At 38.3% G+C, this 26,705-nt stretch carries 25 protein-coding genes, 1 riboswitch and 1 other annotated feature; of the genes, 24 read left to right on the top strand and 1 reads right to left on the bottom strand.

The window, feature by feature from the left end; translation table 11 throughout:
* The 12 genes from QRN68_RS06905 to QRN68_RS06850 form a co-directional block, all read left to right on the top strand.
* Nucleotides 1-833: IS3 family transposase (locus QRN68_RS06905; protein WP_285396025.1), on the top strand; the 833-nt coding region annotated here is incomplete at its 5' end.
* Nucleotides 834-1,553: 720 nt separating this feature from the next.
* Complete coding sequence (locus QRN68_RS06900) at nt 1,554-2,504, top strand: nuclease-related domain-containing protein (protein ID WP_285396024.1); 951 nt, start codon at nt 1,554-1,556, stop codon at nt 2,502-2,504.
* Nucleotides 2,505-3,199: 695 nt separating this feature from the next.
* The gene (locus QRN68_RS06895; protein ID WP_285396023.1) at nt 3,200-4,891 is read left to right on the top strand and encodes an AMP-binding protein; all 1,692 of its coding nucleotides are present in this window, start codon (nt 3,200-3,202) and stop codon (nt 4,889-4,891) included.
* A 234-nt stretch (nt 4,892-5,125) separates the two neighbouring features.
* Nucleotides 5,126-5,707 (top strand): TetR/AcrR family transcriptional regulator, encoded by a 582-nt coding sequence (locus QRN68_RS06890; protein WP_285396022.1) that lies wholly within the window; start codon nt 5,126-5,128, stop codon nt 5,705-5,707.
* A 14-nt stretch (nt 5,708-5,721) separates the two neighbouring features.
* Nucleotides 5,722-6,495, top strand: coding sequence for an enoyl-CoA hydratase (locus QRN68_RS06885; protein ID WP_285396021.1), 774 nt, complete (start codon nt 5,722-5,724; stop codon nt 6,493-6,495).
* Between the two features lie 119 nt (nt 6,496-6,614).
* Nucleotides 6,615-7,388, top strand: coding sequence for an electron transfer flavoprotein subunit beta/FixA family protein (locus QRN68_RS06880; protein ID WP_285396020.1), 774 nt, complete (start codon nt 6,615-6,617; stop codon nt 7,386-7,388).
* Between the two features lie 51 nt (nt 7,389-7,439).
* Complete coding sequence (locus tag QRN68_RS06875; protein ID WP_285396019.1) at nt 7,440-8,417, top strand: electron transfer flavoprotein subunit alpha/FixB family protein; 978 nt, start codon at nt 7,440-7,442, stop codon at nt 8,415-8,417.
* A 311-nt stretch (nt 8,418-8,728) separates the two neighbouring features.
* Nucleotides 8,729-8,962: a binding site (T-box leader), on the top strand.
* A 132-nt stretch (nt 8,963-9,094) separates the two neighbouring features.
* The gene (locus tag QRN68_RS06870) at nt 9,095-10,444 is read left to right on the top strand and encodes an amino acid permease (RefSeq protein ID WP_285396018.1); all 1,350 of its coding nucleotides are present in this window, start codon (nt 9,095-9,097) and stop codon (nt 10,442-10,444) included.
* A gap of 132 nt (nt 10,445-10,576) precedes the next feature.
* Nucleotides 10,577-10,888, top strand: coding sequence for a thioredoxin (gene trxA, locus QRN68_RS06865; RefSeq protein ID WP_134026666.1), 312 nt, complete (start codon nt 10,577-10,579; stop codon nt 10,886-10,888).
* A gap of 112 nt (nt 10,889-11,000) precedes the next feature.
* Entirely contained in the window at nt 11,001-12,791 is a 1,791-nt protein-coding gene (gene uvrC, locus QRN68_RS06860; RefSeq protein WP_285396017.1) for an excinuclease ABC subunit UvrC, read from the top strand.
* Nucleotides 12,792-13,006: 215 nt separating this feature from the next.
* A riboswitch (Lysine riboswitch) is annotated at nt 13,007-13,185 on the top strand.
* Nucleotides 13,186-13,483: 298 nt separating this feature from the next.
* The gene (locus tag QRN68_RS06855; protein ID WP_285396016.1) at nt 13,484-14,710 is read left to right on the top strand and encodes an aspartate kinase; all 1,227 of its coding nucleotides are present in this window, start codon (nt 13,484-13,486) and stop codon (nt 14,708-14,710) included.
* Nucleotides 14,711-14,841: 131 nt separating this feature from the next.
* Nucleotides 14,842-16,101, top strand: coding sequence for a methyl-accepting chemotaxis protein (locus tag QRN68_RS06850; RefSeq protein WP_285396015.1), 1,260 nt, complete (start codon nt 14,842-14,844; stop codon nt 16,099-16,101).
* A gap of 51 nt (nt 16,102-16,152) precedes the next feature.
* Here QRN68_RS06850 and QRN68_RS06845 read toward each other — a convergent pair whose 3' ends face one another.
* Nucleotides 16,153-16,587, bottom strand: a complete 435-nt coding sequence (locus tag QRN68_RS06845; protein ID WP_285396014.1) for a YslB family protein — start codon at nt 16,585-16,587, stop codon at nt 16,153-16,155.
* 272 nt (nt 16,588-16,859) lie between these two features.
* Between QRN68_RS06845 and QRN68_RS06840 the strand changes: the two genes are divergently transcribed.
* The 12 genes from QRN68_RS06840 (at nt 16,860) to QRN68_RS06785 (ending at nt 26,633) form a co-directional block, all read left to right on the top strand.
* A complete protein-coding gene (locus QRN68_RS06840) occupies nt 16,860-17,474 on the top strand; it encodes a succinate dehydrogenase cytochrome b558 subunit (protein ID WP_285396013.1) in 615 nt (204 codons plus the stop codon).
* A 67-nt stretch (nt 17,475-17,541) separates the two neighbouring features.
* Complete coding sequence (gene sdhA / locus QRN68_RS06835; protein WP_285396012.1) at nt 17,542-19,296, top strand: succinate dehydrogenase flavoprotein subunit; 1,755 nt, start codon at nt 17,542-17,544, stop codon at nt 19,294-19,296.
* Nucleotides 19,297-19,301: 5 nt separating this feature from the next.
* Nucleotides 19,302-20,081: a succinate dehydrogenase iron-sulfur subunit gene (gene sdhB / locus QRN68_RS06830; RefSeq protein WP_285396011.1), complete on the top strand. Its 780-nt coding sequence runs from the start codon at nt 19,302-19,304 to the stop codon at nt 20,079-20,081.
* 449 nt (nt 20,082-20,530) lie between these two features.
* The gene (locus tag QRN68_RS06825) at nt 20,531-20,989 is read left to right on the top strand and encodes an acyl-CoA thioesterase (RefSeq protein ID WP_285396010.1); all 459 of its coding nucleotides are present in this window, start codon (nt 20,531-20,533) and stop codon (nt 20,987-20,989) included.
* 145 nt (nt 20,990-21,134) lie between these two features.
* Entirely contained in the window at nt 21,135-21,296 is a 162-nt protein-coding gene (locus QRN68_RS06820) for a hypothetical protein (RefSeq protein WP_285396009.1), read from the top strand.
* 196 nt (nt 21,297-21,492) lie between these two features.
* Nucleotides 21,493-21,714: a helix-turn-helix domain-containing protein gene (locus QRN68_RS06815; protein ID WP_004226437.1), complete on the top strand. Its 222-nt coding sequence runs from the start codon at nt 21,493-21,495 to the stop codon at nt 21,712-21,714.
* Between the two features lie 75 nt (nt 21,715-21,789).
* Nucleotides 21,790-22,242, top strand: a complete 453-nt coding sequence (locus tag QRN68_RS06810; protein ID WP_285396007.1) for a MarR family winged helix-turn-helix transcriptional regulator — start codon at nt 21,790-21,792, stop codon at nt 22,240-22,242.
* Between the two features lie 10 nt (nt 22,243-22,252).
* A complete protein-coding gene (gene racE / locus QRN68_RS06805; protein WP_285396006.1) occupies nt 22,253-23,050 on the top strand; it encodes a glutamate racemase in 798 nt (265 codons plus the stop codon).
* A gap of 131 nt (nt 23,051-23,181) precedes the next feature.
* The gene (rph, locus tag QRN68_RS06800; RefSeq protein WP_285396005.1) at nt 23,182-23,931 is read left to right on the top strand and encodes a ribonuclease PH; all 750 of its coding nucleotides are present in this window, start codon (nt 23,182-23,184) and stop codon (nt 23,929-23,931) included.
* Between the two features lies 1 nt (nt 23,932).
* A complete protein-coding gene (locus QRN68_RS06795) occupies nt 23,933-24,526 on the top strand; it encodes an XTP/dITP diphosphatase (RefSeq protein ID WP_285396004.1) in 594 nt (197 codons plus the stop codon).
* A gap of 12 nt (nt 24,527-24,538) precedes the next feature.
* Nucleotides 24,539-25,042: a metallophosphoesterase gene (locus QRN68_RS06790; protein ID WP_285396003.1), complete on the top strand. Its 504-nt coding sequence runs from the start codon at nt 24,539-24,541 to the stop codon at nt 25,040-25,042.
* A gap of 130 nt (nt 25,043-25,172) precedes the next feature.
* Nucleotides 25,173-26,633, top strand: a complete 1,461-nt coding sequence (locus tag QRN68_RS06785; RefSeq protein ID WP_285396002.1) for a protein adenylyltransferase SelO — start codon at nt 25,173-25,175, stop codon at nt 26,631-26,633.
* Nucleotides 26,634-26,705: the final 72 nt, after the last annotated feature.

Below are 26,705 nucleotides of genomic sequence, written 5' to 3'. Positions count from 1 at the left end.
AGATGTGCCGTGTTCTAAAAGTGTCGACGAGTGGCTATTATAAATGGTTGGCCAAACAGGCAGCACCGATAACTGAAAAAGAAGAATATAAAATGAAAGTCACACAAAAAATTAAACAATCGTTTCATGAAAGCTATGGTACGTATGGCAGCCCGCGAGTCCATAAAGATCTGTTGGAATGGGGTTATCCACTTTCACAAAAAACAGTGGCAAACATCATGCGAGTACTGGAATTGTGCGCAACACAGCCGAGAAGCTATGTGACGACAACAGATTCAAATCATGACGCACTAGTATATCCTAATATACTGAACCGCATGTTTTATGTGGAAGAACCAGATCAAGTATGGGTCGCTGATATTACTTATATCCGAACGTTGGAGGGATGGGTGTATTTAGCAAGTATTATGGATCTGTATTCTCGTAAAATTGTAGCGTGGGAAATGGCGGATCATATGAAAGTAGATTTAGTGTTAATAGCTTTGAAAAAAGCGTTCTTAATACGTCGACCAAAAAAGGGACTCATTCATCATTCAGACCGAGGGGCGCAATACTGTTCAACGGAATATATCGAACTTTTAAAAAAGCATGGTTGCAAAATTAGTATGAGTAAAAAAGGTGATCCGTATGACAATGCCTGCATCGAATCGTTTCATGCGACCATAAAAAAAGAAATGATTTATCGCCAAAAATTCCAAACAAAGAAAGCAGCCTTCAAAGCAATAAATAGCTATATTTCAAATTTTTATAATGAACGTAGAAGACATTCGACCCTTGGCTATCGTTCACCGAGCCAATTTGAACGCTTGACGTTACAGAAACACTCAAGTTAATCTCAAAACCGTTTCAAGCGATGGAAGTCAATTGTTCGAGCTCTTTGAACAATTGACTTCCATTGCCCACCAAACGCAGTGCGGTAGCTTTAAAGCTCTCACTTTTTTATGTCCACTTTCTTGACAGAAGACCAAAAGTGATCGGGTAGACGGAAGAACCGCTCGGGTAGGGTGGAAAAGTGATCGGGTAGGCGGAAGAACCGCTCGGGTAGGGTGAAAAAGTGATCGGGTAAGGCTCAGAACCGCTCGGGTTGAATGAAAAAGTGATCGGGTAAGCGAAAGAACCGCTCGGGTTGGATGTAAAAGTGATCGGGTAGGCGGAAGAACCGCTCGGGTAGGGTGAAAAAGTGATCGGGTAAGGCTCAGAACCGCTCGGGTTGAATGAAAAAGTGATCGGGTAAGCGAAAGAACCGCTCGGGTTGGATGTAAAAGTGATCGGGTAGGCGGAAGAACCGCTCAGTTTGGATGTAAAAGTGATCGGGTAGGATGAAGAACCGCTCGGGTTGAATGAAAAAGTGGTCGGGTAAGGTGAAAAACTGCTCGGGGAGAGAAGATGATTGTCCGAGAGTAACATCAATGCGAAAAAATAAAGATATCCACAAATTTTCTTAAATACAAAATATCGCTTAAATTTAATTGGTTAAAATTTTATTTTAATAAAAGCTATTTGCAAAAGTAAAAATACTTGCTATATTCAAGGCAAAAAGAAGGGGGGATACCATGATTTTAAAACCATTTGAGCAAGCAACGATGATAGAAGGATTACGTGCGTTGGTTCAACGACTAGATCCAAGTCATCCACTCTCTTTAAAAATTTCTAAAGAGTTACAACAGTTAGAAGCAGGTGATTTTGGTGAGCAAAGCATTATAAGAGCATTACAAAAGCTATCGCAGAGTCTGGAAATCTCTATTTTGCATAATATTACTTTATTTGAGCCTGTTCCTATTCAACTTGATGTCGTAGTTATAACGCCTAATTCTGTTGTTGTAATTGAAAGCAAAAATATACGGGGTAATATCGAATTGAAGCGTAGTCCGAGGCAAATGGTCCGTGTTTTAGAGAATGGAGATAAACATATTTTTAATCACCCAGAAATTCAACTCGAAGAATTTATTTTTGGTCTAAGTACATTTTTCAAGCAACATAAGGTTCAAGTAGAAGTGATTGGCATAATAGTTTTTCCTTTTAACAATGCAGAAGTTTACTATGAAGAAGGAAAGTATCCAGTTATAATGAGGCGTGAATTGACACATTTTCTTAGACAACATATAAATAATAGTAAATCACAAAAAATGTTCCCCACTGCAAAAATAGCCAACCTTTTACTTAAGTATCATCGTGTTTTTCAGACTCCCCCACTATGCATTCATTATAAAATTGATCCCCAAGATATAAAAAAGGGTATATTCTGTAGACATTGTCATCAATCAAAATTAATCCGACAAAAACAAAGTTGGTTTTGCCCAAAGTGTGAAATTTATGATAAAACCGCGTCAAATCAAGCATTGCGAGATTACTGTTTATTAATTGACGAGAAAATTAATACGGAAACGGCACGTTGTTTTTTAGAAGTATCAAATCGACATCTTGCGAAAAGAATAATACAAAAATATACCAATAAAAAGGAAGGGGATAATAATCAAACGATTTATTATTTGAAGAATATGTAATAAACAAAGGTATTGCTTAGTAGCAGAAGAAATCAGGTAGTTTTAAAAGCGGCTCTGGTTATGTGAAAAATCGCTCTGGTAGTTTCGGATTGCTCGGGTTATGTGAAGAACTGCTCGGGTTGAATGAAAAAGTGATCGGCTAGGCGGAAGAATCGCTCGGGTTGTGTGAAAAAGTGATCGGCTAGGCTGAAGAATCGCTCGGGTTGTGTGTAAAAGTGATCGGGTAGGCGAAAGAACCGCTCGGGTTGGATGTAAAAGTGATCGGGTAGGCGGAAGAATCGCTCGGGTTGTGTGTAAAAGTGATCGGGTAGACAGAAAAAACGCTCAGGTAGTTTCAAAAACTACTCTACCCTCGAAATTATCATAAGTTACATCATCCAAAATCAAAACCATCACAAAATACTACCGAAATCTATTAATATACCTCCATATATCTAAAAAGTTATCATTAAAAATTAATTTTGTAATATAGAAATATAAACTCATTCTTGTCCATAAAAAAAGAAGGGATGAATGAGTATTCATAAGGAGTGTTAATCTAAGAACCTAAGAAATACAGTTATATAAATGTTGTTAAACGCATAATAATTAATCGAAAATGCAATTATTTTCTATTTTCTGTTTGAAACTATATTTCTTTTTCATTATAATTAAAATACGGATTTATAAAGTTTGGGACAAAGGGGAGAGGACGTATGACAACAAAACCATGGCTAAAAAATTATCCTGAAGAAATACCATCGTCTTTAACGTTTGAGGAAATTCCTGTGCAAGAGTTTTTGACACGTGCTTATAAAAAGAATCCATCCAAAATTGCGATTCATTTTATGGGGAAGGATTTGACGTACACAGAGCTATATGAGTCAGCGCTAAGGTTCGCAAACTATTTACAAGCCCTTGGTATAGAAAAGGGAGATCGTGTGGCTATTATGCTACCAAATTCACCGCAAAGTGTAATCGCTTACTACGGGGCAATGTATGCTGGAGCGGTTGTTGTACAAACAAATCCACTTTATACTGAGCGTGAACTTCAATATCAAATGGCCGATTCAGGTGCGAAAGTTATTTTATTGATGGATATTTTATATCCGCGTGTCATGAAAATCATAAAGGAAACTTCACTTGAAAATGTAATTGTTACAGCCATTAAAGATTATTTACCATTTCCCAAAAATTTAGTTTATCCCTATATTCAAAAAAAGCAGTATGGTTTTAGTGTAAAGGTTGAACATAGTGGTCAAAATCATCTATTTACAGAAATTATGCGCTCGTCGCCAATTAAAATGATGGATATCCCATTTGATTTTGAAGAGGATGTTGCGTTGCTGCAATATACGGGGGGGACTACTGGCTTTCCTAAGGGTGTTATGCTAACTCATAAAAATTTAATTGCCAATACAACAATGTGTGATGCATGGTTGTATAAATGCGTGCATGGTGAGGAAACCATTATGGGCGTATTACCGTTCTTCCATGTCTATGGTATGACGACCGTTATGTTATTATCTGTTGTTACGCAAAATAAAATGGTGCTTTTACCAAAGTTTGATGTAGAAACAGCGTTGAAAACGATTGAAAAGCTAAAACCAACACTTTTCCCAGGTGCACCGACTTTATATATTGGTTTGTTAAATCATCCGGATATTACAAAGTACGATTTATCGTCTATTAAAGCATGCATAAGTGGTTCCGCTTCATTGCCAGTGGAAGTGCAGGAGAAATTTGAAGCGGTAACAGGAGGAAAACTTGTAGAAGGTTATGGTTTAACAGAAACTTCTCCTGTAACACATGGTTCGCCTATTTGGGGTAAGCGTGTTATCGGATCAATTGGTGTACCTTGGCCTAATACGGATGCGGTAATTTTACGCTCTGGTGATACAGAGGTGCTTCCAGTCGGTGAGGTTGGGGAAATAGCTGTTAAAGGGCCACAGGTTATGAAAGGCTATTGGAATCGACCAGAAGATACGGCAGCAGCGTTCGTAGATGGATGGTTTTTAACTGGAGATCTGGGCTATATGGATGAAGAAGGATTTTTCTATGTAGTAGATCGTAAAAAAGATTTGATTATCGCAGGTGGTTTTAATATTTACCCTCGTGAGGTAGAGGAAGTACTATATGAACGAGAGGAAATCCAAGAATGTATAGTTGCGGGCATACCGGATCCGTATCGAGGAGAAACCGTAAAAGCTTATATTGTTTTAAAAGAAGGATTTTCGATTACAGAAGACGAATTAAATAAATATTGCCGTCAACACTTAGCTGCTTTTAAAGTTCCTCGTTATTATGAGTTTAGGGATGAACTACCGAAAACAGCAGTTGGAAAAATTTTGCGTCGTGCGTTAGTGGACGAAGAAAAGACGAAATTGGCGAATAAAGAAGCGAAATAAATACGTGGGAAAGTATTGACAAGCAAAGATGTAAAATATAATATGAAAATATGAATGAATGACCATTCATATTTTCATATTTTTTTTAGGTTAACACGTCACATTCTTGAAAACAATTAGTGGGAAAATTTTGAGATTACTGGTCATAGAAGGATGACATCATGTATGTAAAATTAAGACATTGATTGAGCATGGATGTTTACGTGTGTAAGTTTTTTAGGTGGTGATATAAAAGTGAAACGTGATAAGCCAAAATATAAGCAAATTATTGATGCAGCTGTCATCGTTATTGCAGAAAATGGGTATCACCAAGCCCAAGTATCGAAGATTGCTAAACAGGCAGGGGTGGCCGACGGAACAATCTATTTATATTTTAAAAATAAAGAAGATATATTAATTTCTGTCTTTAATGAAAAAATGGCTGTTTTTGTAGAGTCATTACAAGATATAATAGAAAATGGAAGTACGTCAAAAGACAAACTTTCACGAATGATAGAAAATCATTTTAATGTTCTAGCAACAGATCGATACCTAGCAACCGTCACACAATTGGAACTACGACAATCGAACAAGGATTTACGATTAAAGATCAATTCGGTGTTAAGAGAGTATTTACAATTACTTGATCAAATTTTAATCGAAGGTATGCTTTCAGGTGAGTTCAATCAAACGATGGATGTACGCTTGGCACGACAAATGGTATTTGGAACAATTGACGAAACTATTACGTCGTGGGTCATGAGTGACTATCGATATGATTTGATAGAACAGGTTCCAAAGGTTCAGGCATTAATCCTGAACGGCATTAAAGCTTAAAAGGATGTGGAGAAATGGAATTTCTAAGTTGGAAAGTAGAGGATGGAGTAGCAATTATTACGATTGCACGTCCGCCAGCAAACGCATTATCCCGCGGAATCATTACCGAAGTAAATGCTGTGCTAGATGCCGTAGAAAATGATGACACTGTACGTGTCCTTGTACTACATGGCGATGGCCGTTTCTTCTCAGCAGGTGCAGACATTAAGGAATTTACAGAGGTTGAATCTGGGGATGAATTTACAAAGCTAGCGAGCAATGGTCAACAAGTTTTTGAGCGAGTTGAATCGTTCTCTAAACCTATTATTGCTGCAATTCATGGTGCCGCACTAGGTGGGGGGCTTGAACTAGCGATGAGCTGTCATCTGCGCTTTGTGACAGAATCTGCGAAATTAGGGTTACCTGAATTACAATTAGGTCTTATTCCAGGTTTTGGGGGTACACAACGTCTACCACGATATGTAGGAGTTGCGAAAGCTGCAGAAATGATGTTTACAAGTGAGCCGATTTCTGGTGCAGAAGCTGTGCAATGGGGTCTAGCGAATCGTGCATTTACAGATGAAGCATTACTTGAAGAAACGCTAAAGGTAGCGAAGAAAATTGCGAAAAAGAGCCCGGTTGCTTTAAAAGCAGCTATTCAAACATTGCAATATGCTAAGCATGCTTCATTCTATGAAGGTATTGAGGCAGAAGCAAAATCCTTTGGCACGGTATTCGTATCGGAAGATGCTAAAGAGGGAATTCAAGCATTTATTGAAAAACGCGAGCCTGTGTTTACTGGCAAATAAATATTCCATCAGTGTCGATAGCGACTTGAAAGAGTGTTATCCGACGTTATCGACACTGAAAATATATAATATTTATAAGTTTACTTAGAAATAAAAAACGTTTCAGGAGGTATGGATATATGAATATTTTTGCATTAATTAAACGTACGTTTGATACAGAAGAAAAAATCGTTGTGTCGGGTGGTAAAATCCAAGAGGATGGCGCAGAATTCATCATCAACCCTTACGATGAATATGCAATTGAAGAGGCAATTCAAGTTCGTGACGCTGCTGGTGGTAAAGTAACAGTTGTTACGATTGGTGGCGAAGATGCAGAGAAGCAACTACGTACAGCTCTTGCTATGGGAGCAGACGAGGCGGTTCTTATTAATACTGAAGATGATTTAGATGAATTAGATCAAAATGCAGCTGCCTATATTTTAGCTGAATATTTAAAAGATAAAGACCCTGATTTAATTTTAACAGGAAACGTTGCCATTGACGGAGGTTCAGGTCAAGTAGGTCCTCGTGTTGCAGATTTACTAGGCATTAACTATGTAACGACAATTACTAAGCTTGAAATTGACGGAACATCTGCGAAAATTGTACGCGACATCGAAGGTGATTCGGAAGTGATCGAAACATCTTTACCACTTTTAGTAACAGCTCAACAAGGTTTAAACGAGCCACGTTACCCATCTTTACCAGGTATCATGAAAGCGAAGAAGAAGCCGCTTGCAGAGCTTGAGTTAGATGATTTAGATATCGATGAAGATGATGTAGAAGTTAAGGTAGAAACAGTTGATATTTTCTTACCAGCTCAAAAGGCAGCAGGTCGTGTTCTTGATGGAGAACTTACTGCTCAAGTAAAAGAGCTAGTAAACCTACTTCATACAGAGGCGAAAGTAGTTTAAGTCATCTGATAACGCAAATCGAATCTTAAAGGGTAACGGAGGGAATATACTATGTCAAAAAAAGTATTAGTATTAGGTGAAGTTCGTGAAGGAAGCTTACGTAATGTTTCTTTCGAAGCAATTGCAGCTGCAAAGCAAATCGCAGATGGTGGTGAGGTTGTTGGTGTTCTTTTAGGAGATGCCGTGGCAAATTTAACAGGTTCATTATTTGAATATGGTGCTGATCGTGTTGTAACGGTGGAACATCCACATTTAAAACAATATACATCTGATGGCTATGGTCAAGCTTTATTAGCAGTAATTGAGCAAGAAAATCCAACTGGTATCGTATTTGGTCATACTGCAAACGGTAAAGATTTATCGCCAAAAATTGCAAGTAAATTACAAGCTGGACTTGTATCTGATGTAACGTCTATCGAAGGTGCTGGCGATGATGTTGTATTCATCCGTCCAATTTACTCCGGTAAAGCTTTTGAAAAAGTTAAAGTAAAAGACGGTTTGGTTTTAGCTTCAATTCGTCCAAATAATATTGCACCATTAGAAAAAGTAGGCGGTAAATCAGGTGATGTAACTTCTATTTCTGTAGATATTACAAACCTTCGTACAATCATTAAAGAGGTTGTACGCAAATCTTCAGAGGGTGTAGATCTTTCAGAGGCGAAAGTAGTTGTAGCAGGTGGTCGTGGCGTAAAATCAGAGGAAGGTTTTGAGCCATTAAAAGAGCTAGCAGATTTACTTGGTGGTGCAGTTGGTGCTTCACGTGGTGCATGTGATGCTGAATATTGTGACTACTCACTTCAAATTGGTCAAACGGGTAAGGTTGTAACACCAGACCTTTACATTGCAGCGGGTATTTCTGGAGCAATTCAGCACTTAGCTGGTATGTCAAACTCAAAAGTAATCGTTGCGATTAATAAAGATCCAGAGGCAAATATTTTCAAAGTTGCGGACTACGGTATCGTAGGTGATTTATTTGAGGTAGTACCTCTTCTAATCGAAGAATTTAAAGCGTTAAAAGTGAATGCATAATTAATTTAACTTCTTTCAGCAGAAGTCTCCCACCTCTATAGGTGCTGAGATGAATGCGGTTTTAAGTAACTCTTCAGCGGGTCACTAAACATCCGCTGAAAGACGCAATGATGCCGAGGCATAATTGATATTAGTGCGGGGAGGATGTATCTTCTCCGCTTTTTTTGTTCAAATTTTTTGAGTTTTTAAAGTTATTGCAAAATAAAATATTGACAGAGTTAATATTAGAACGTATAGTGATGAATAATAATTTAATTTCTTTCGGACGTAACTATGCCGAGGCGTAATTGAATTTTTCGAAAATAATGTTTTGAAACGCAAAGATTAGGAGTAGTAAAAGCTCATTATTTGGTGCAGAGAGCTGCGGGATGGTGCAACGCAGTCCAATAAGACTTTGAACTTGCCTAGGAGTGGTAAGATAAGTGGAATTTACAGATTATTCTATTTACTTGACGATTAACCTACGTTACAAGGTTTTTGAGTAGGGTTTTTATAGAACCAATTAGAGTGGTACCGCGGTTTGCTTATGGCATATCGTCTCTTCTTTCATTTGATAATGAAGGAACAGATGATATGCCTTTTTGTTTTCGTCTAATCTAAAGCGCTACATCCTCGAGGTAGCTTTTCTTTTTGCTTCGGGCTCTCTAGCGCATTTGTTCATTTTAGGAGGTAAGGAAATGGAAAAAGATAATCAAAAATTACAAAGAACAATGACCTCACGACATATTACGATGATGGCTTTAGGTGGAGCCATTGGTGCAGGATTATTTAAAGGGAGCAGTGCAGCCATTGATTTGGCAGGGCCATCTGTACTTTTGGCGTACTTAATAGGTGGTATTATTCTGTTATTTGTTATGCAAGGTCTAGCAGAAATGGCAGTCCGTAATAGCGAAGCCAGAACATTTAGAGATTTAGTTCAAAGCATTTTAGGAAAGTATCCAGCTTATTTCCTAGATTGGATCTATTGGAAAATGTGGGTTTTAAATATTGCGGCAGAATCCATAGTTGCGGGCATTTTTATTCAATATTGGTTGCCGGATTACCCAATCTGGATACTTGCATTATCTGTTTCGGTGTTAGTTACAGCTATTAACTTGTTATCAGTGAAAGTTTTTGCTGAAACTGAATATTGGCTGGCGTTAATTAAAATTACCGTTATTGTGGTGTTCATCATAGCAGGACTAATATTATTACTTGTAAATTTTGGTGATCATACGGCTGTTGGTTTTTCTAATTTAACGGAGCATGGTGGTTTCTTCCCGAATGGATCGATGGGGTTAATTGCTGCAATGCTTGTAGTTATTTATTCTTACGGTGGTACTGAAATTATTGGTATTACATTAGCTGAAACGAAAAATCCTGAAAAAGTAGTGCCAAAAGCTGTTCGCAGTACATTAGTACGTATTGTGACTTTCTATATACTGCCTTTCTTTATTATCGTTAGCTTGATTCCTTGGAATGAAGTGAATGGGGTGCCGGAAAGTCCGTTTGTGATGGTGTTTAAAATGATGGGGATTCCTGGTGCTGACCATATTATGAATGCTGTTGTTTTACTTGCCATTATTTCATCAATGAACTCAGGACTTTATGGTTCATCACGCATTTTGTATACACAAGCTGTGGACGGGCGTGTTCCTAAAATCTTTGCACGTTTATCAAAAAGAAAAGTTCCAGTATATGCTATACTGATGTGTACTTTAGCTTTATATATGGGCGTAATCATTTCTTTATTTGTGGGAAGCAAAGCCTTTGATTACCTAATGGGTTCACTTGGATACACCGTGTTATTTATTTGGTTAATTATTGCGATTGCGCATTTGAAATCGCGTAAAAAACAGCAGGAAAAAACAAGTGCCTATGCAGTAAAATGGTTCCCTTATACAACTTGGATAGCGATTATTGCGTTAAGTGCAATCCTGATTGGTATTATTTTTACAACATCTATTATCGTTACAGGTATTACATTAGCTATTTATCTCTTTATTACGTTAACTTATGTGTATAAAGGTCGTTTTCAAGAAAATTAGTTAAATAGCGAATTAACATAATACCTTTTTTGACCTAGTTTTTCATTAATTATGCATACTAGGCAGATTGTTCGCTCTAGCGAATTTATCCATGCTATACTACAAGCATAGTAAGTTTAAGGAGGATTTCAAATGGCAATTGTACATGCAACAGATGCAACTTTCCAAGATGATATTAAAGAAGGGTTAGTACTAGTAGACTTCTGGGCTGCTTGGTGCGGACCTTGTAAAATGATTGGGCCAGTTCTTGAGGAAATGGACGCTGCAGGTAGTGCGGCTAAAATCGTAAAAGTAGATGTAGATAACAACCAAGGTACTGCAGCAGAGTACCAAATTATGTCTATCCCATCATTGCTATTATTCAAAGATGGTGAATTAGTAGACAAAACTGTTGGTTTCCAACCTAAAGAAGCGTTAGAAGCATTTATCGCAAAACATGCTTAATTTATAAGAAAAGAAAAGTCGAGCCATCTATAGATGTGCTCGGCTTTTTTTCGTTATATAATAAAGAGAAAAAGCGAACGCTAGTTTTAACAAGAGGGAGGGCTGGTAGGCGATGAATGATTTAATTAAACGAAAGCTTGAAATTTTACCAGATCAGCCTGGCTGCTATTTGATGAAGGATCGGCAAGGAACAATTATTTATGTTGGGAAAGCAAAAGTGCTGAAAAATCGAGTGCGCTCGTATTTTACTGGTACGCATGAAGGGAAAACACAGAGACTTGTAAGCGAAATAGAAGATTTTGAGTACATTGTGACATCCTCTAATATAGAAGCTTTAATATTAGAGCTTAATCTTATTAAACTACACGATCCGAAATATAATATTATGCTGACGGATGATAAAACGTATCCGTATCTTAAAATTACAAATGAAAAACATCCACGACTTATTACGACGCGAAAAGTGAAAAAAGATAAGGCGAAATATTTTGGTCCATATCCGAATGCATATGCAGCTAGTGAAACGAAAAAGCTGCTTGATCGTTTATATCCGCTTCGAAAATGTGTGCAACTACCTTCCAAGGTTTGTTTGTATTATCACATGGGACAATGCCTAGCACCTTGCGTAAAAGATATTGATGCTCAAATTTACCATGAAATGATTGAGGATATGACGAAATTTTTGAATGGTGGTGTTGAGGCGGTCAAAAAGGAGCTCGAGGGAAAGATGCTTGCAGCTGCAGAAAATTTAGAGTTTGAGCGTGCAAAAGAGTTTCGCGATCAAATTGCTCATATTGACACTGTCATGCAAAAGCAAAAAATCGTATCAAGTGATACTACGAACCGCGATGTATTTGGCTATGCAGTCGAGAAGGGCTGGATGTGTGTGCAAGTTTTCTTTGTTCGTCAAGGAAAGCTCATTGAACGAGATGTTTCGATTTTCCCAATTTATCAAGAGGCAGAAGAGGAATTTTTAACGTTCGTTGGCCGATTTTACGAGAAGTTAGAGCACATTAAGCCTAAGGAGATTTTTATCCCACAATCTATTGATGCGGATATTCTAACGGAATTACTTGATGTTCGGGTGTTGACACCAAAACGTGGGCAAAAAAAAGAACTTGTCGAATTAGCGATTAAAAATGCTGAAATTGCTGTAGCAGCAAAGTTCCAGCTTATTGAACGTCAGGAAGAACGAACGATAGGAGCGTGTGAGGCACTAGGTGAAGCTATGGGTATTTCTACACCTTTACGGATAGAAGCTTTCGATAATAGTCATATGCATGGAACAGATGCTGTATCTGCAATGGTTGTATTTATCGATGGGAAGCCATCAAAGAAGGAGTATCGAAAATACAAAACACGCACAGCTGCCAAGCACGATGATTATGGGGCAATGCAAGAAGTAATACGTCGTCGGTATACACGAGTATTAAAGGAAGGTCTACCTTTGCCAGATTTAGTACTAATCGATGGTGGGAAGGGGCAGATGGAAGTTGCGCGCGAAGTATTAGAAGATGAACTCGGCCTAGTCATTCCAATTGCTGGATTAGCAAAAGATGACAAGCATAATACGTCACAGCTTTTATTTGGTGACCCACCTGAAGTAATTGAGTTAAAGCGCACAAGTGATGGATTTTATTTACTGCAACGAATTCAAGACGAAGTACACCGCTTCGCCATTACCTTCTTACGACAACAGCACGAGAAGCATGCCATTCAATCTGTTCTCGATCATATAGAGGGCATTGGTCCAAAGCGAAAACAGCAATTACTTAAGCATTTTGGCTCTGTCAAAAAAATTCGTGAGGCAAGTGAGTTGGCGTTACAGGAAGCCGGTATGCCTGCTAATCTAGCTAGCAATATTTACGCCTATTTTCATTCTGCAGAAAACACCCACCTCTGAAGGAATGAATTGCGCGGGCACAATTCAAAATCCGGACGCAATTACGCCAAGGCGAGTTGATTTTCAATAAGAGACATTGTCAAAGGATTAGACGTATGCTAAGGTTGTATATAACATTGCTCCTTAATATAGCAATGTTATGTACGGAGCCTTAGTTTTTTGTAGTTTCTATTTATCCATAAACTATAAGGTTCAATTAAATACATTCACTATTTAGTGATGATAGAGGTGCAAGGTTCAAGAGTAGTACATTCGAGGACGAACAAGTCCAGTGAAAATGTACAAAAGGGGAGCTTGCCGAAGTGGAGCATCGTTGTTTCCGATGCTGTGCTGGTTTTACATTTAAGAGATGTAAGACTGTCGATTCTAATCGTTTCGGAGAGCTATCACACATGCGCAAGTTACTTTTATTGTACATGTTATAGGCAGCTTTCACGTTATGTGAGAGCTGCCTTTTTAGCTTTCTGAAGATAACAAGTTATTCCGATAAAGGGATGATGTCAAAAGATTTTTCTGTATGATTGTGGGCCATAAACCATGCTCAACGGAGTAGCCCCCGAGAGCAAAGATACATGCGGAGAGCGTTCTCCGTGAGTGGAATGTACAGTCAAGTACATATTTGGGTGAGGAGCCGCAAAAGTAAGCTACTTTATAATCAGCGAAATGATTAAAAACGAAGGAGAATGGTAAAGATGGCGAGAATTGTGATGAAATTTGGTAGTGCTGCATTAGCATCGACAGAGCACATTCAAAATGTTGCGAAAAGGGCGCTAGCTGAAAGAGAAAGAGGGTATGATGTTGTCGTTGTAACAGCGGCGATGGCGAATATGACGAAAGAATTAGCAAAGATGGCTCGTGATCTATCAGATAATGCGTCTAAGCGTGAACTAGATGTATTACTTTCGACAAGCTCACAACTATCAAGTGCGTTAGTGGCAATTGCTTTGCAGGAAGAAGGATACAGTGCAGTGTCATTAACAGGATGGCAAGCGGGTATTCAAACGGATGATATGCATGGTAATGCACGTATAGATTATCTTGATGTAAGTCGTATTGAGGAACACTTTGCACAAGGACAAATTGTTGTAATTACTGGGGTACAAGGCATCAATTATTCACAGAATATTACGACGCTTGGTAAAGGTGGAGCGGAAACGACGGCTGTAGCTATTGCGGCAGCGTTGGAGGCAGAGCGCGTAGATATTTACACAAATGTGGATGGTGTCTATACAGCTGATCCAAGTCATGTAGCTAGAGCACAAAAGCTAAAAGAAATTTCCTATGACGAGATGCTAGAGCTATCAAATTTAGGATCACGAATTTTACATCCGCGAGCTGTAGAGTTAGCAAAGAAGTTTCAAATGCCAGTTATTATTCGGTCGAGTGTAATCGATACAGTAGGAACTTTATTGAAGGAGGAAGTTGAGATGGAGAAAAATTTAATTGTACGTGGTGTTGCCTATGAGTCAGATGTTATTCGTTTAACAGTTGGTTATGATGCTTATTCTGATGCTTCGTTAGCAGATATGTTCACAATACTTGCAGAAAATCGCATAAACGTCGATATAATCGTGCAAGCAATAATAGATGGATTAAAGCCGACTGTATCATTTACCATTTCAAAAGAGGAGTTTGCAGAAGCATTACGGGTCTTAGAAGATAGTAAACTATCACTAGGATTTAGTTTTGCTGATTTCGAAATCGGCTTAGCGAAAGTTTCTATTATTGGATCAGGTATGGCATCTAATCCAGGCGTTGCTGCCCGTATGTTTGATCGTTTACGTCGTGAAAGTATCCCGGTAAAAATGGTAAGTACATCTGAAATAAAAGTGTCTGTTGTTGTACCTCAAGACGAAATGATTCGTGCAGCAAATGCATTACACGATGAATTCAATTTAGAACATGCGCTTTACATATAATAATGAATAGGATGTGTCGGTAAAAGGTACATCCTATTTTTTCTTTATATAAATTTAATATTTTATATATTACTATTGTTGTATAATAAAGTGTAATTACATGTTTTACCAAGGAAAAGGTGGGAATTTGTATGGCATTATTAGGTTTATTTCAAAAGCCAATTAATGAAGGCGTTGAGAAACACAACGATTTTGAAATACAAATATTAAAAAAACGAATTCTACAATTGGAACTTGAGCAGGAAAGCGTTGATGTGAAAAATGCGATTTTAGATTTTGTACTAGCGCATATGGAGTTAATTAATTTTCAAACGATTTTAAAGGTTCAAAGTGTCTCAGCAAGTGTAGGAGATATTTCAGCAATGACTGAAGAAATGTCGTCAAATACAGAAGAGATGCTGGCTGTTGAGCAAAATGTTAATGCAAATATTCAAGAAATAAAACAGCATTCGTTACTACTTGTAGACGAAATGGAATCATCCATTACGAAAGGTGAAATGGTTCAGGAGCTGTTAGCTAAAGGAGCTCATTCAACAAAACAGCTGAATAATGAAATGAGTAAAATGAATGATATTAGTAAAAGTGTAACCGGGATTGCCGATCAAACACAACTACTAGCCTTAAATGCCTCAATTGAAGCTGCACGTGCTGGTGAACATGGGAAGGGCTTTAATGTTGTCGCGTTGGAGGTAGGAAAGTTAGCTAATAGCTCGAAAGATTCATTGCAAGAAATGACGAAGATTCGATCAGTCATCGATAGGCAATTACATAACACATTAGAAAATATTGAACAAGTTGAACATTACTTTACTGATTTTTTAAGTATCATGAAAGGCAATATTACTAATCTGACAGTAACAAGTAAAAATTTTGAAGAAGTTGCACACGGAATTCATCAAATGACAGCTGCATCAGAGGAAAACGTAGTAGCTGTAGACAGTTTAGCGGTGACGCTGACTGAATTATCACATACAAGTGACTTTTCAGAAATTGTACAGAATCAAGTATCTGAAATGCTAAAAGCTATCGTACCGACAATTCGAAAGCCATCAGAGCAAACGGTAATTAGCCAATTGGCAGCGAGGTTAATGGATCATGCTAGTTTTTTACGAATTGCTATTCAAAAAGCTGGACATAAAGAAATATTAAAAACGCATCATCAATGTGCGTTTGGGAAATGGTATTATGGGCATTTTGAGCAATATCAGAATTTACCAGAGTATCGTCATATAGAACAACCTCATGAATTAGTACATACGGCTGCTCAGAAATTAGTTAATGAACTGTCAAATAGTAACTTAGAAGAAATGGTTCAACACTCACTTAATATTTTGGAAGCATTTATTTCGTTAATAGATGTGCTTTTAAAAGAAAGACATGCTCAGTTATGAATAGAGAAAAGGATTGTCATCCAGCAATTTGGAATGACAATCCTTTTTGTTTTATTCGGTAGGTAGGGTGTGCATGATTCGTTCTTTGACGTCCCATTTTACTGTGAACATAACGTTTTGATGCTTTTCACGTTTTTCATCATAGCATTCTGTTAAATAACCTTTTGCTTGCTGGATTTGCTCAGCTATAAATCCTGCTTCAAGTCTAAAGCTACGCAAACCGATTTGTAAAATTGTTGGATCATTTGTCAATAGGAATATACGTCCATCCTTTGATTCTTTCATAAGCTCTAAATTACCCCAACAGGCATCTGCGAAAAATGCGATAATTTCATCTTGACTTCTACAAGGGAACTTTCTAGCAAGCTCTTTTCCTGCCCAATAAAGGACATCATCTTCATGTTTGCCAAGAATAGTAGATAGAATATGATCGCGAATTATCTCATAGCCAAATGATGAGATTGTAGGAGATGAAGTGTTTAACATTGAAATCCTTCTTTCTTAGAATTTTCTTAAAATTTAACCTCGATAAAGTAAAGGTAGATTTTTCGAGAAAAAATGATGCATCACGTACTAGATTGTTTCTTTAATAAGGGCTATGAAAAACTCCAAGTTACCTTGACGCTCGTAGCTCTTGAGAGTACAATAAACATGTCATAATATTGTACCATGATGAAATACACAGTCAATGAGGTATCATTTACAAAATGATGACTTCTTTTGTTGTGTTATTTTAAGTACTAAGGGGGGTAACAGTCTTGTCGAAAGATCGAGAGTTTTTATGGCGTCGTTTACATTCTCTACTTGGTGTCATTCCAGTAGGTCTGTTTCTGATGTTCCACTTGTCAATGAACTTCACTGCTGTTGGTGGTGAACAAGCTTACAATGATGCAGTAAGTAAGATGGATTTAATTCCACACAATCTTCTGTTAGTAATTGAGTGGGTAGTTATTTATATCCCATTACTGTTCCACGCATTCTATGGTGTCTTCATTGCATTCACTGCTTCACCAAACACAGGGCGTTTCAGTACATACCGTAACTGGATGTTCTCATTACAACGTTTCACTGGTGTATTCTTAGTGATTTTCATTGCATGGCATATTTTCCAAACGCGTATCCAAAAAGCGTTAGGTGCAGATGTTGAATTCAATATGATCGCAGATATCGTATCGAATCCACTAATGCTTGGATTCTATATTGTTGGTATTTTATCAGCAACTTTCCACTTATCAAACGGTTTATGGGCATTCCTAGTAAGCTGGGGTATTACACAATCTCCTCAGTCTCAAAAGGTTGCTACTTATGTAACAAACATTATTTTCGTAATTCTAAGTGTAGTTGGTGTGGCTGCTATTTTATCTTTCGTATAATTTAATAGAAGTTACTATTAGAGTCCATTCAATCATTGCAATTTTTTAAGAGGAGTGAGAAATAATCATGGCGAAAAGCAAAATAATTGTTGTCGGCGGTGGTCTAGCTGGTCTGATGGCAACGATTAAAGCAGCTGAAGTTGGTACTGAAGTTGATTTATTCTCATTAGTTCCTGTAAAACGCTCACACTCTGTATGTGCGCAAGGCGGAATTAATGGTGCGGTAAATACAAAAGGTGAAGGGGATTCTCCTTGGATTCACTTCGATGATACAGTATACGGTGGGGACTTCTTAGCGAACCAACCACCAGTTAAGGGTATGTGTGATGCAGCACCTGGTATTATTCACTTAATGGACCGTATGGGTGTTATGTTCAACCGTACTCCAGAAGGTCTTCTTGATTTCCGTCGTTTTGGTGGTACACTACACCACCGTACAGCATTCTCTGGTGCGACAACTGGTCAACAATTACTATACGCGCTAGACGAGCAAGTTCGTTCTCACGAAGTAGCTGGTTTAGTTAACAAATATGAGCACTGGGAATTCCTTGGTGCAATAGTTGATCCTGACGGCGTTTGTCGTGGTATCGTAGCGCAAGATATGCGTACAGAAGAAATTAAATCATTCCGTGCAGACGCTGTTATTATGGCAACTGGTGGCCCTGGTATTATCTTCGGTAAAACAACAAACTCTGTAATTAATACAGGTTCTGCTGCTTCTATCGTTTACCAACAAGGTGCTACTTACGCGAATGGTGAGTTCATTCAAATTCACCCAACAGCTATTCCTGGAGACGACAAAAACCGTCTAATGTCAGAATCAGCTCGTGGTGAAGGTGGCCGTATTTGGACTTACAAAGACGGTAAACCTTGGTACTTCTTAGAAGAAAAATACCCTGCGTATGGTAACTTAGTACCACGTGATATTGCAACACGTGAAATTTTCGACGTTTGTGTAAACCAAAAACTTGGAATCAACGGCGAAAACATGGTATACCTAGATCTTTCTCATAAAGATCCACATGAATTAGATATAAAACTTGGTGGTATCATTGAAATCTACGAAAAATTCGTAGGTGATGACCCACGTAAATTACCAATGAAAATTTTCCCAGCAGTTCACTACTCAATGGGTGGATTATGGGTTGACTACAACCAAATGACTGAGATTCCTGGTTTATTTGCAGCAGGTGAATGTGATTACTCTCAACATGGTGCAAACCGTCTTGGAGCGAACTCATTATTATCTGCTATCTATGGTGGTATGGTTGCTGGTCCAAACGCAGTTGATTATGTTAAACATCTTAAAAAGCATGCTGAAGATCTTCCACAGGAAATTTTCGATGCTCGCGTAAAAGAAGAACAAGCGAAATGGGATGCTATCATGAAAATGGATGGCACAGAAAACGCTTACTTACTTCATAAAGAACTTGGTGAAATGATGACTGCTACTATGACAGTAGTACGTTACAACGATCAACTTCAAGATACATTGAAAAAACTTGATGAATTCCAAAAACGTTGGGAAAACATTAACATCAACGATACACAAAAATGGAGTAACCAAGGTGGTCACTTTACGCGTCAGTTGAAAAATATGATTTACCTAGCGAAAGTAATGACAAAAGGTGCATTATTACGTGACGAATCTCGTGGTGCACACTATAAGCCTGACTTCCCGAATCGTGATGATGAGAAGTTCTTAAAAACTACAATGGCGAAATTTGACCCAACTACTGGTGATCCAATCATCACGTACCAAGAAGTCGACGTTTCATTAATTCCACCACGTAAACGTGATTACTCTGCGAAAGGAGACTAAGAATTATGGATATCGCAGCTAATACTGGAAGAATGGTAAAAGTTGAAATTTTACGTCAAGATACACAAGGTGGCAATGGCTACTGGCAGAAATTCGAAGTTCCTTACCGCCATGGTATGAACGTCATTTCTGTTTTAATGGAAATTCAAAAGCATCCAGTTATGTCAAATGGTGAAAAAACAACACCAGTTGCATGGGACATGAACTGTCTTGAAGAAGTTTGTGGTGCATGTTCAATGGTTATCAATGGCCGTCCACGTCAGTCTTGTTCAACACTGATTGATCAATTGACTGAACCAGTTCGCCTTGAGCCTATGAAAACATTCCCAGTTATTCGTGACTTACAAGTTGACCGTGAACGTATGTTCAACGCACTTAAAAAAGTTAAAGCATGGGTTCCAATCGATGGTACTTATGATTTAGGTGAAGGTCCACGTATGCCAGAAGGTAAACGTCAATGGGCTTATGAATTATCTAAATGTATGACTTGTGGTGTATGTATGGAAGCGTGTCCAAACGTGTCTGAAAAAGCTTCATTCATCGGACCAGCACCGTTATCACAAGTACGTCTATTTAACACTCACCCAACTGGTGCAATGATTAAAGACGAACGTTTAAATGCAATTATGGGCGATGGTGGCCTTGCAAACTGCGGTAACTCACAAAACTGTGTAGCTGCTTGTCCAAAAGGTATTCCTTTAACAACATCTATCGCATCGTTAAACCGTGCAACTACAGTGCAAATGTTCCGTAACTTCTTCGGTTCTGACCACTTCGTAGACTAATAGTACAAGCTAAACTCCCTTACATTCATTGTGTGAGGGAGTTTTTTTATGTTTTATAGGCAGTTCTATCTTAAGGGGCATTATTCGATAAAGATTAATAAACTACAAGAGTTCATTAACTAGGAGATCAAGATCAAGATGCTAACTGTGTTTGTGACAACGAAACGAGGAGACCTGGCAGTCAGTCAGCAGAGCATTTGAAGAAGCTTCCCATTGTCAGTAAAACTAGTTGGTTTCTGCAAATACAGCTTAGGCATTGGGCTAATGATTGAATAAAGATAGTCGATTGGCACCGAAGATAAGGAAGTTTGTTGATAAATTGAGAAAAAGTCTGAATTTTCTATGATAATATAGTATTTTCCTTTATAATGAATATGTATTCATTTTGATTCGCTAACTCCATTTGTACTTTTAGGAGGAAGCAAATGAAAATTAGGGGGATGGCTAAGATGAAAGCAAATTATATCGAAGATTTTCAGGAATGGGCAAAGGATTTTTCATTTTATACTGAGGTGCGTGTACGTTTTTCAGAAACGGATATGTTCGGTCATATGAACAATACAGTTAGCTTTACATATTTTGAACAGGCACGAATCGATTATTTTCGCCATTTAGGCATTCTAATGCCATCAGCAATTGATGAAAATGTGGGCGGTATTCCGATAGTAGCAGACTTACAGTGTGACTACGTGAAGCAAGTTTTCTTTGATGATGTACTAAAAATTTATACGAAGATAGCGAAAGTAGGAAATGCATCAATGGATATTCATTACTTAGCAAAAAATCAACATGATGAGGTTTGCTTTACGGGCCGTGGTACAGTTGTACAAATGGATCCTCGAACTGGGAAAAGTGTACCTTTATCTGAAGAAGCAAAGACTCACTTAGCAAGTTTAGTGTTTATTTAATATTGAAGCAAATTGCGAAAGTTAATTGTCTGTAGCAATTTAGTGACAGTGATATGTTCCATTTAATTGAGGAAGTTCACTCGGTGAAATGAATAAAAGTGGTGATTTCGCAGTTGAAATTGCAATTTTACAGGCTCACCATAACGTGGGGGTGATTTCCGACTGGGGGTCCGATGAGCGGCTTAGCCAAAAGGATGTTGATCACGAAGGCGTTATCACAGGACGTGATGCTTTGAGCCTTCGTCAGGGTCTCATCTGTGACGTTGATCACCAAGAAGTAGCCCAGTCGGAACGGAAATCAGCTTAGATAAATGGCATACGATTTAACAAATGCCATCCCTAACTTTTGGTGATAAGCCGTTTTTACATAAAATCCACAAATTTAAGGAAGCAATTTCCGAATTTTTTAAGGAAACACGTGATATTCATGAAAATAGCCGTCACCGCTCCTCATTCCTTAACATAAGTTACAATACGTGCGGGGGAGGAGGGTGTAACTGAAAATGAATGGCTCTCATCATCGTTCTCTTTTAACGAACCGAGAACGTGAAATATTTGCGCTTTTATTAGCTGAAAAAACAACGAGGGATATTGCAGAGCAACTTGGTATTAGTGAAAAAACAGTGCGAAATCACATTTCCAATACAATTCAAAAGTTAGGTGTAACAAATCGATCTCAAGCGTTAATTGAGCTGTTACGCTTAGAAGAATTCAAATTAGACTAAATGGACACTTGCTATTTTAGAAAAAAAACGACAAAATAGAACTATTCAACGTATTTTTAGGAGTGAAATAGTTATATGTCGGATGAAGTAACAAAGCACTCACCTGAAACCGTTGCAACGGTTGAAAAGGAATTACGCTATATAGCGGCGATTGTGAAACAAAAAGGAAGAGAAATTGTTTCACAATATATGATTACGCCGCCACAGTTTGTTGCATTACAGTGGTTAGAAGAGCTTGGAGATATAACAATTGGCGACTTGTCAAACCGATTATACTTAGCTTTTAGTACAACAACAGATTTAGTGGACCGAATGGAGAAAAATGAATTAGTCAAGCGTGTGCGTGACGAAAATGATCGTCGTGTCGTTGTTGTTCATCTTCTCGAAAAAGGCGAACGTATTATTCAAGAAGTAATTGAAAAAAGACAGCAATATTTGCAAGAGAAGCTTGTTGGTTTTAACGAACAAGAAGTCGCTCAATTATCAAGCTATTTAGAAAAACTACATGTACACATGAAACAGGATTGAGGCGGAAAGTATGAATGCCCCGATAGGCGTTATTGACTCAGGAGTAGGCGGTTTAACCGTAGCAAAAGAAATAATGAAGCGATTACCAAACGAAACGATCTATTATATTGGTGATACAGCAAGATGTCCGTATGGTCCGAGAACTCGTCAGGAAGTACGAAATTTCACTTGGCAAATGGCAAAAGCACTAGAGAAAATGAATATCAAAATGCTCGTCATTGCTTGTAATACAGCGACTGCAGTAGCACTCGAAAGTTTACAAAGAAATATGCCTTTTCCGGTACTAGGCGTTATTAATGCTGGCGCACGTGCAGCTGTAAAGAAAACGAAGCGACATGAAGTCGTTGTGCTTGCAACAGAAGGAACAATTAAAAGTGGGGCGTATGAGGAAGCATTACTGTCATTGAATACGTCAACACATATTATTCCACTAGCATGTCCAACATTCGTACCACTTGTAGAAAGTGGCGAATATAAAGGTGAATTTGCAAATAAATTAATTGAAGAAGGCTTAAAGCCGTTGAAAAATGAACAATTTGATACAGTCATATTAGGATGTACGCATTATCCAATATTACAAAAACAAATTGAAACTGTTGTCGGAGAAGAAGTTTTTGTACTATCTTCCGCAGAGGAAACAGCGAAGGATGTTCAAGAAATGCTTGCGTATAATGGCACTTTGGCTGACCCAGATGCAGTACCTGCTCATAAATTTTATCCAACTGGTTCTGTTCCAATTTTCCGTTCGATTGCTGAAAATTGGCTTGAGCAAGGTACTCTTAATATAAAACGTATTACATTAAAATAAAAAATCAGCTTAGCAATGGTGCTAGGCTGATTTTTGCCGTTTTTAGCATTTTACATAACGGACCATGCACTTTTTTGAAGGTTAAAATTATGGTAAGATGAGGGCGCGAAAGTTTTTAGGAGGAAAAAATGATGACAAGATTTGATGGAAGAAATGTAGATGCACTGCGTCCTGTGAAAATAGATAGTGAGTATCTATTACACCCAGAAGGCTCAGTTTTAATTCAAGTAGGCAATACAAAAGTAATTTGTACAGCAACGATTGAGGATAAGGTTCCTGGGTTTTTACGTGGACAAGGCAAAGGTTGGATTACTGCAGAGTACTCGATGCTACCTCGTGCAACAGCACAGCGTACAGCGCGCGAATCATCTCGTGGCAAAGTCAATGGCCGTACAATGGAAATCCAACGTTTAATTGGGCGTGCATTACGTGCTGTCGTTGACCTAGAAGCACTTGGTGAGCGTACTGTATGGATTGATTGTGATGTGATTCAAGCAGATGGAGGCACACGTACAGCCTCAATTACAGGAGCATTTGTTGCGATGACACAAGCAATTGCCAAACTTGCAGAAGAAAAACAACTAGTAAAATTCCCAGTGACAGATTATTTAGCTGCAACAAGTGTTGGAATTGTAGAGGATCAAGGGGCAGTTTTAGACTTAAACTACGTTGAAGATGTCGCTGCTGCCGTAGATATGAATATCGTTATGACAGGAGCAGGTCAATTTGTTGAACTACAAGGGACAGGCGAAGAAGCAACGTTTTCTCGTGAAGAATTAAATGAACTGCTGGCGTTAGGTGAAAAGGGCATTCAACAATTGATTGCACTTCAAAAAGAGACATTAGGTGAATTGGCTAACAAAGTGGGAGGAAATGAATAACATGAATCAAGTAGTGATTGCCACTAAAAATAAAGGAAAAGCAAAAGATTTCGAAGCATTATTTGGTCCACTTGGCTATGAAGTAGTAACGATGTTTGATGTTGCATCAGAAATGGAAATAGAAGAAACAGGCACTACCTTTGAGGAAAATGCAATCATAAAGGCAGAAACTTTGGCAAAAGAGCTACGCACAATTGTTATTGCTGATGATAGTGGCTTAGCTGTTGACGCATTAAATGGTGAGCCTGGTGTTTATTCTGCACGTTATGCTGGTGACCATGATGATGAAGCAAACATGGTTAAGCTATTAGAAAACCTAAAAAATGTCGAAGATGAAAAGCGTACAGCACGCTTCTGCTGTTGCATTGCTATTGCTGGCCCTGATTTTGAAACGACAACAGTTTTTGGTACTTGTGAAGGTGTCATTGCACACGAAAAACGTGGTACAAATGGATTTGGTTATGATCCTGTCTTCTTCGTACCAAGCTTAAATCGTATGATGGCTGAACTAACAGCCGAAGAAAAGGGAGCAGTTTCCCATCGTGGGAATGCGATTCGTAAGTTGAAGGAACAATTGCCGAATCTTATAAAATAAGAGGTGATATCCATGCAAATACTGGTCATGAGTGATACACATGGCGATAGTAATGTGATTGAAAAAGTTCGTGACTTTTACCCAAATGTCGATACTTTCATTCATTGTGGAGATAGTGAGCTTCCATTCTCACATAAAGCACTAGATGGCATGAAGAAAGTACGAGGAAATTGTGATATCGATCAAGCCTTTCCGGATGAAGCAGTATTCGATATAGGGAACGTAACAGTCTTTCTAACACATGGTCATTTATTCAATGTTAAAACTTCAATCTTGTCATTATCATATCGTGCCAAAGAGGTAGACGCACAAATTGCATGTTTTGGTCACTCTCATATTCTTGGTGCTGAAATGATTGAGGATGTGTTATTTTTAAATCCGGGGAGCTTATTAAAACCACGTGGTCGTAAAGAAAAAAGCTTTGCCCTTGTCGAGATTGAAGATACGTATTTTGAAGTAAAGTTCATTACGGATGATAATAATTGTATTTCCACTCACAAGTTTATACGAAAATGATGGAACAAAAACGCTTAAGTTTTAATAAACTCAAAGCGTTTTTGTTTTATAAGGGCTAAATGGAAAAAATGGCTATGAATTGTTTATGATGAAGAAGAAAAAATAACTGTAAACGAACAAAGGAGAAAACATGGACAATACAAAAGGATGGAATTTTGATAATAGCTATACTCGCCTACCAAGCATTTTTTATACATCACTCACTTTAAATCCAGTTCGCTCACCAAAATTAATAATGGTAAATGAGCCGGTCGCGCAGTCACTTGGATTGAACATCGATGCTTTGCAAAACGAAGAAGCGGTCGCGATTTTTGCAGGTAACAATTGCCCAACTGGTGGCACACCCATTGCACAAGCTTATGCTGGGCATCAATTTGGTCATTTTAATATGCTTGGAGATGGAAGAGCATTGTTATTAGGTGAACAAATAACACCAAATCATGAACGATTTGATATTGCACTTAAAGGCTCAGGGAGAACGCCTTATTCCCGAGGTGGAGATGGCAGAGCAGCACTTGGCCCAATGCTGCGAGAATATATTATAAGTGAAGCTATGTATGCACTCGGCATTCCGACCACTCGAAGTCTAGCTGTCGTGACTACAGGCGAAACGATCCTCCGTGAAACCGAGCTTCCTGGTGCAGTTTTAACTCGTATTGCTAGCAGTCATTTGAGAGTCGGAACTTTCCAATATGCTGCAAACTGGGGAACTGAGGAGGAGCTCAAAGCTTTGGCAGATTATGCTTTGGCACGTCATTTTTCCAATGCTGATGAAGCCCAAAATCGTTATCTTTACCTACTTCAGGAAGTCATGAAAAAGCAAGCATCTCTCATTGCAAAATGGCAGCTAGTTGGTTTTATTCATGGTGTCATGAACACAGATAATATGGCCATTAGTGGTGAGACAATTGATTACGGTCCATGCGCTTTTATGGATATCTATGATCCAGCGACAGTATTTAGCTCTATTGATCGACAAGGTCGTTATGCTTATGGTAACCAGCCTAATATTGGAGCGTGGAATTTGACACGATTTGCTGAATCATTATTACCGTTAATCCATGAAAATCAAGAAGATGCCATAAACTTAGCTCAAGACGCATTACAACACTATTCTCAGTTGTATTATGCCAATTGGTTAGCAGGTATGCGGGCAAAACTTGGACTATTTAACGAAGAAGATCAGGACGAAGTATTAATTGAAGAGCTTCTAAAATTAATGCAGCAGTATCAGGCAGACTATACGAATACATTTATCGCATTAACCTTCGATAAATTAGATGAATCAAAGTTATTTAGTACAAAAGAATTTAAAGAATGGCATCAGAACTGGCTTGCAAGACGTGAAAGACAACAGGAAACAACAGATATGTCTCAACAACTAATGCGTGATCATAATCCAGCAGTAGTTCCACGAAATCACCGTGTAGAAGAAGCATTAGAGGCTGCTGTTGAACAGGGAGACTACAGTGTAATGGAACGATTACTGAATGCCCTTGCGCATCCTTTTGCACATACGAAGGAGCAACAGGAGTATGCAACATTGCCAACTCTGTCTAATCAACCATATCGTACTTTTTGTGGCACATAAGTTAAAAACGAGGGATAAATTCCTTCGTTTTTTTTATGCAATAAGCCGTAACCACACAAAACTCCTGAGCAT

Origin of the sequence: Lysinibacillus sp. fls2-241-R2A-57, assembly GCF_030209535.1 — a bacterium.
Lineage (GTDB): Bacteria > Bacillota > Bacilli > Bacillales_A > Planococcaceae > Lysinibacillus.
This window is presented reverse-complemented; position numbering and strand designations above follow the sequence as displayed.

Bases quoted from the DNA above. Each gene is read 5' to 3' on its own strand.
- QRN68_RS06900 (WP_285396024.1), top strand. From the start codon at position 1,554: ATGATTTTAAAACCATTTGAGCAAGCAACGATGATAGAAGGATTACGT.
- QRN68_RS06895 (WP_285396023.1), top strand. From the start codon at position 3,200: ATGACAACAAAACCATGGCTAAAAAATTATCCTGAAGAAATACCATCG.
- QRN68_RS06885 (WP_285396021.1), top strand. From the start codon at position 5,722: ATGGAATTTCTAAGTTGGAAAGTAGAGGATGGAGTAGCAATTATTACG.
- QRN68_RS06880 (WP_285396020.1), top strand. From the start codon at position 6,615: ATGAATATTTTTGCATTAATTAAACGTACGTTTGATACAGAAGAAAAA.
- QRN68_RS06875 (WP_285396019.1), top strand. From the start codon at position 7,440: ATGTCAAAAAAAGTATTAGTATTAGGTGAAGTTCGTGAAGGAAGCTTA.
- QRN68_RS06870 (WP_285396018.1), top strand. From the start codon at position 9,095: ATGGAAAAAGATAATCAAAAATTACAAAGAACAATGACCTCACGACAT.
- trxA (WP_134026666.1), top strand. From the start codon at position 10,577: ATGGCAATTGTACATGCAACAGATGCAACTTTCCAAGATGATATTAAA.
- uvrC (WP_285396017.1), top strand. From the start codon at position 11,001: ATGAATGATTTAATTAAACGAAAGCTTGAAATTTTACCAGATCAGCCT.
- QRN68_RS06855 (WP_285396016.1), top strand. From the start codon at position 13,484: ATGGCGAGAATTGTGATGAAATTTGGTAGTGCTGCATTAGCATCGACA.
- QRN68_RS06850 (WP_285396015.1), top strand. From the start codon at position 14,842: ATGGCATTATTAGGTTTATTTCAAAAGCCAATTAATGAAGGCGTTGAG.
- QRN68_RS06845 (WP_285396014.1), bottom strand. From the start codon at position 16,587: ATGTTAAACACTTCATCTCCTACAATCTCATCATTTGGCTATGAGATA.
- sdhA (WP_285396012.1), top strand. From the start codon at position 17,542: ATGGCGAAAAGCAAAATAATTGTTGTCGGCGGTGGTCTAGCTGGTCTG.
- sdhB (WP_285396011.1), top strand. From the start codon at position 19,302: ATGGATATCGCAGCTAATACTGGAAGAATGGTAAAAGTTGAAATTTTA.
- QRN68_RS06825 (WP_285396010.1), top strand. From the start codon at position 20,531: ATGAAAGCAAATTATATCGAAGATTTTCAGGAATGGGCAAAGGATTTT.
- QRN68_RS06815 (WP_004226437.1), top strand. From the start codon at position 21,493: ATGAATGGCTCTCATCATCGTTCTCTTTTAACGAACCGAGAACGTGAA.
- QRN68_RS06810 (WP_285396007.1), top strand. From the start codon at position 21,790: ATGTCGGATGAAGTAACAAAGCACTCACCTGAAACCGTTGCAACGGTT.
- racE (WP_285396006.1), top strand. From the start codon at position 22,253: ATGAATGCCCCGATAGGCGTTATTGACTCAGGAGTAGGCGGTTTAACC.
- rph (WP_285396005.1), top strand. From the start codon at position 23,182: ATGACAAGATTTGATGGAAGAAATGTAGATGCACTGCGTCCTGTGAAA.
- QRN68_RS06795 (WP_285396004.1), top strand. From the start codon at position 23,933: ATGAATCAAGTAGTGATTGCCACTAAAAATAAAGGAAAAGCAAAAGAT.
- QRN68_RS06790 (WP_285396003.1), top strand. From the start codon at position 24,539: ATGCAAATACTGGTCATGAGTGATACACATGGCGATAGTAATGTGATT.
- QRN68_RS06785 (WP_285396002.1), top strand. From the start codon at position 25,173: ATGGACAATACAAAAGGATGGAATTTTGATAATAGCTATACTCGCCTA.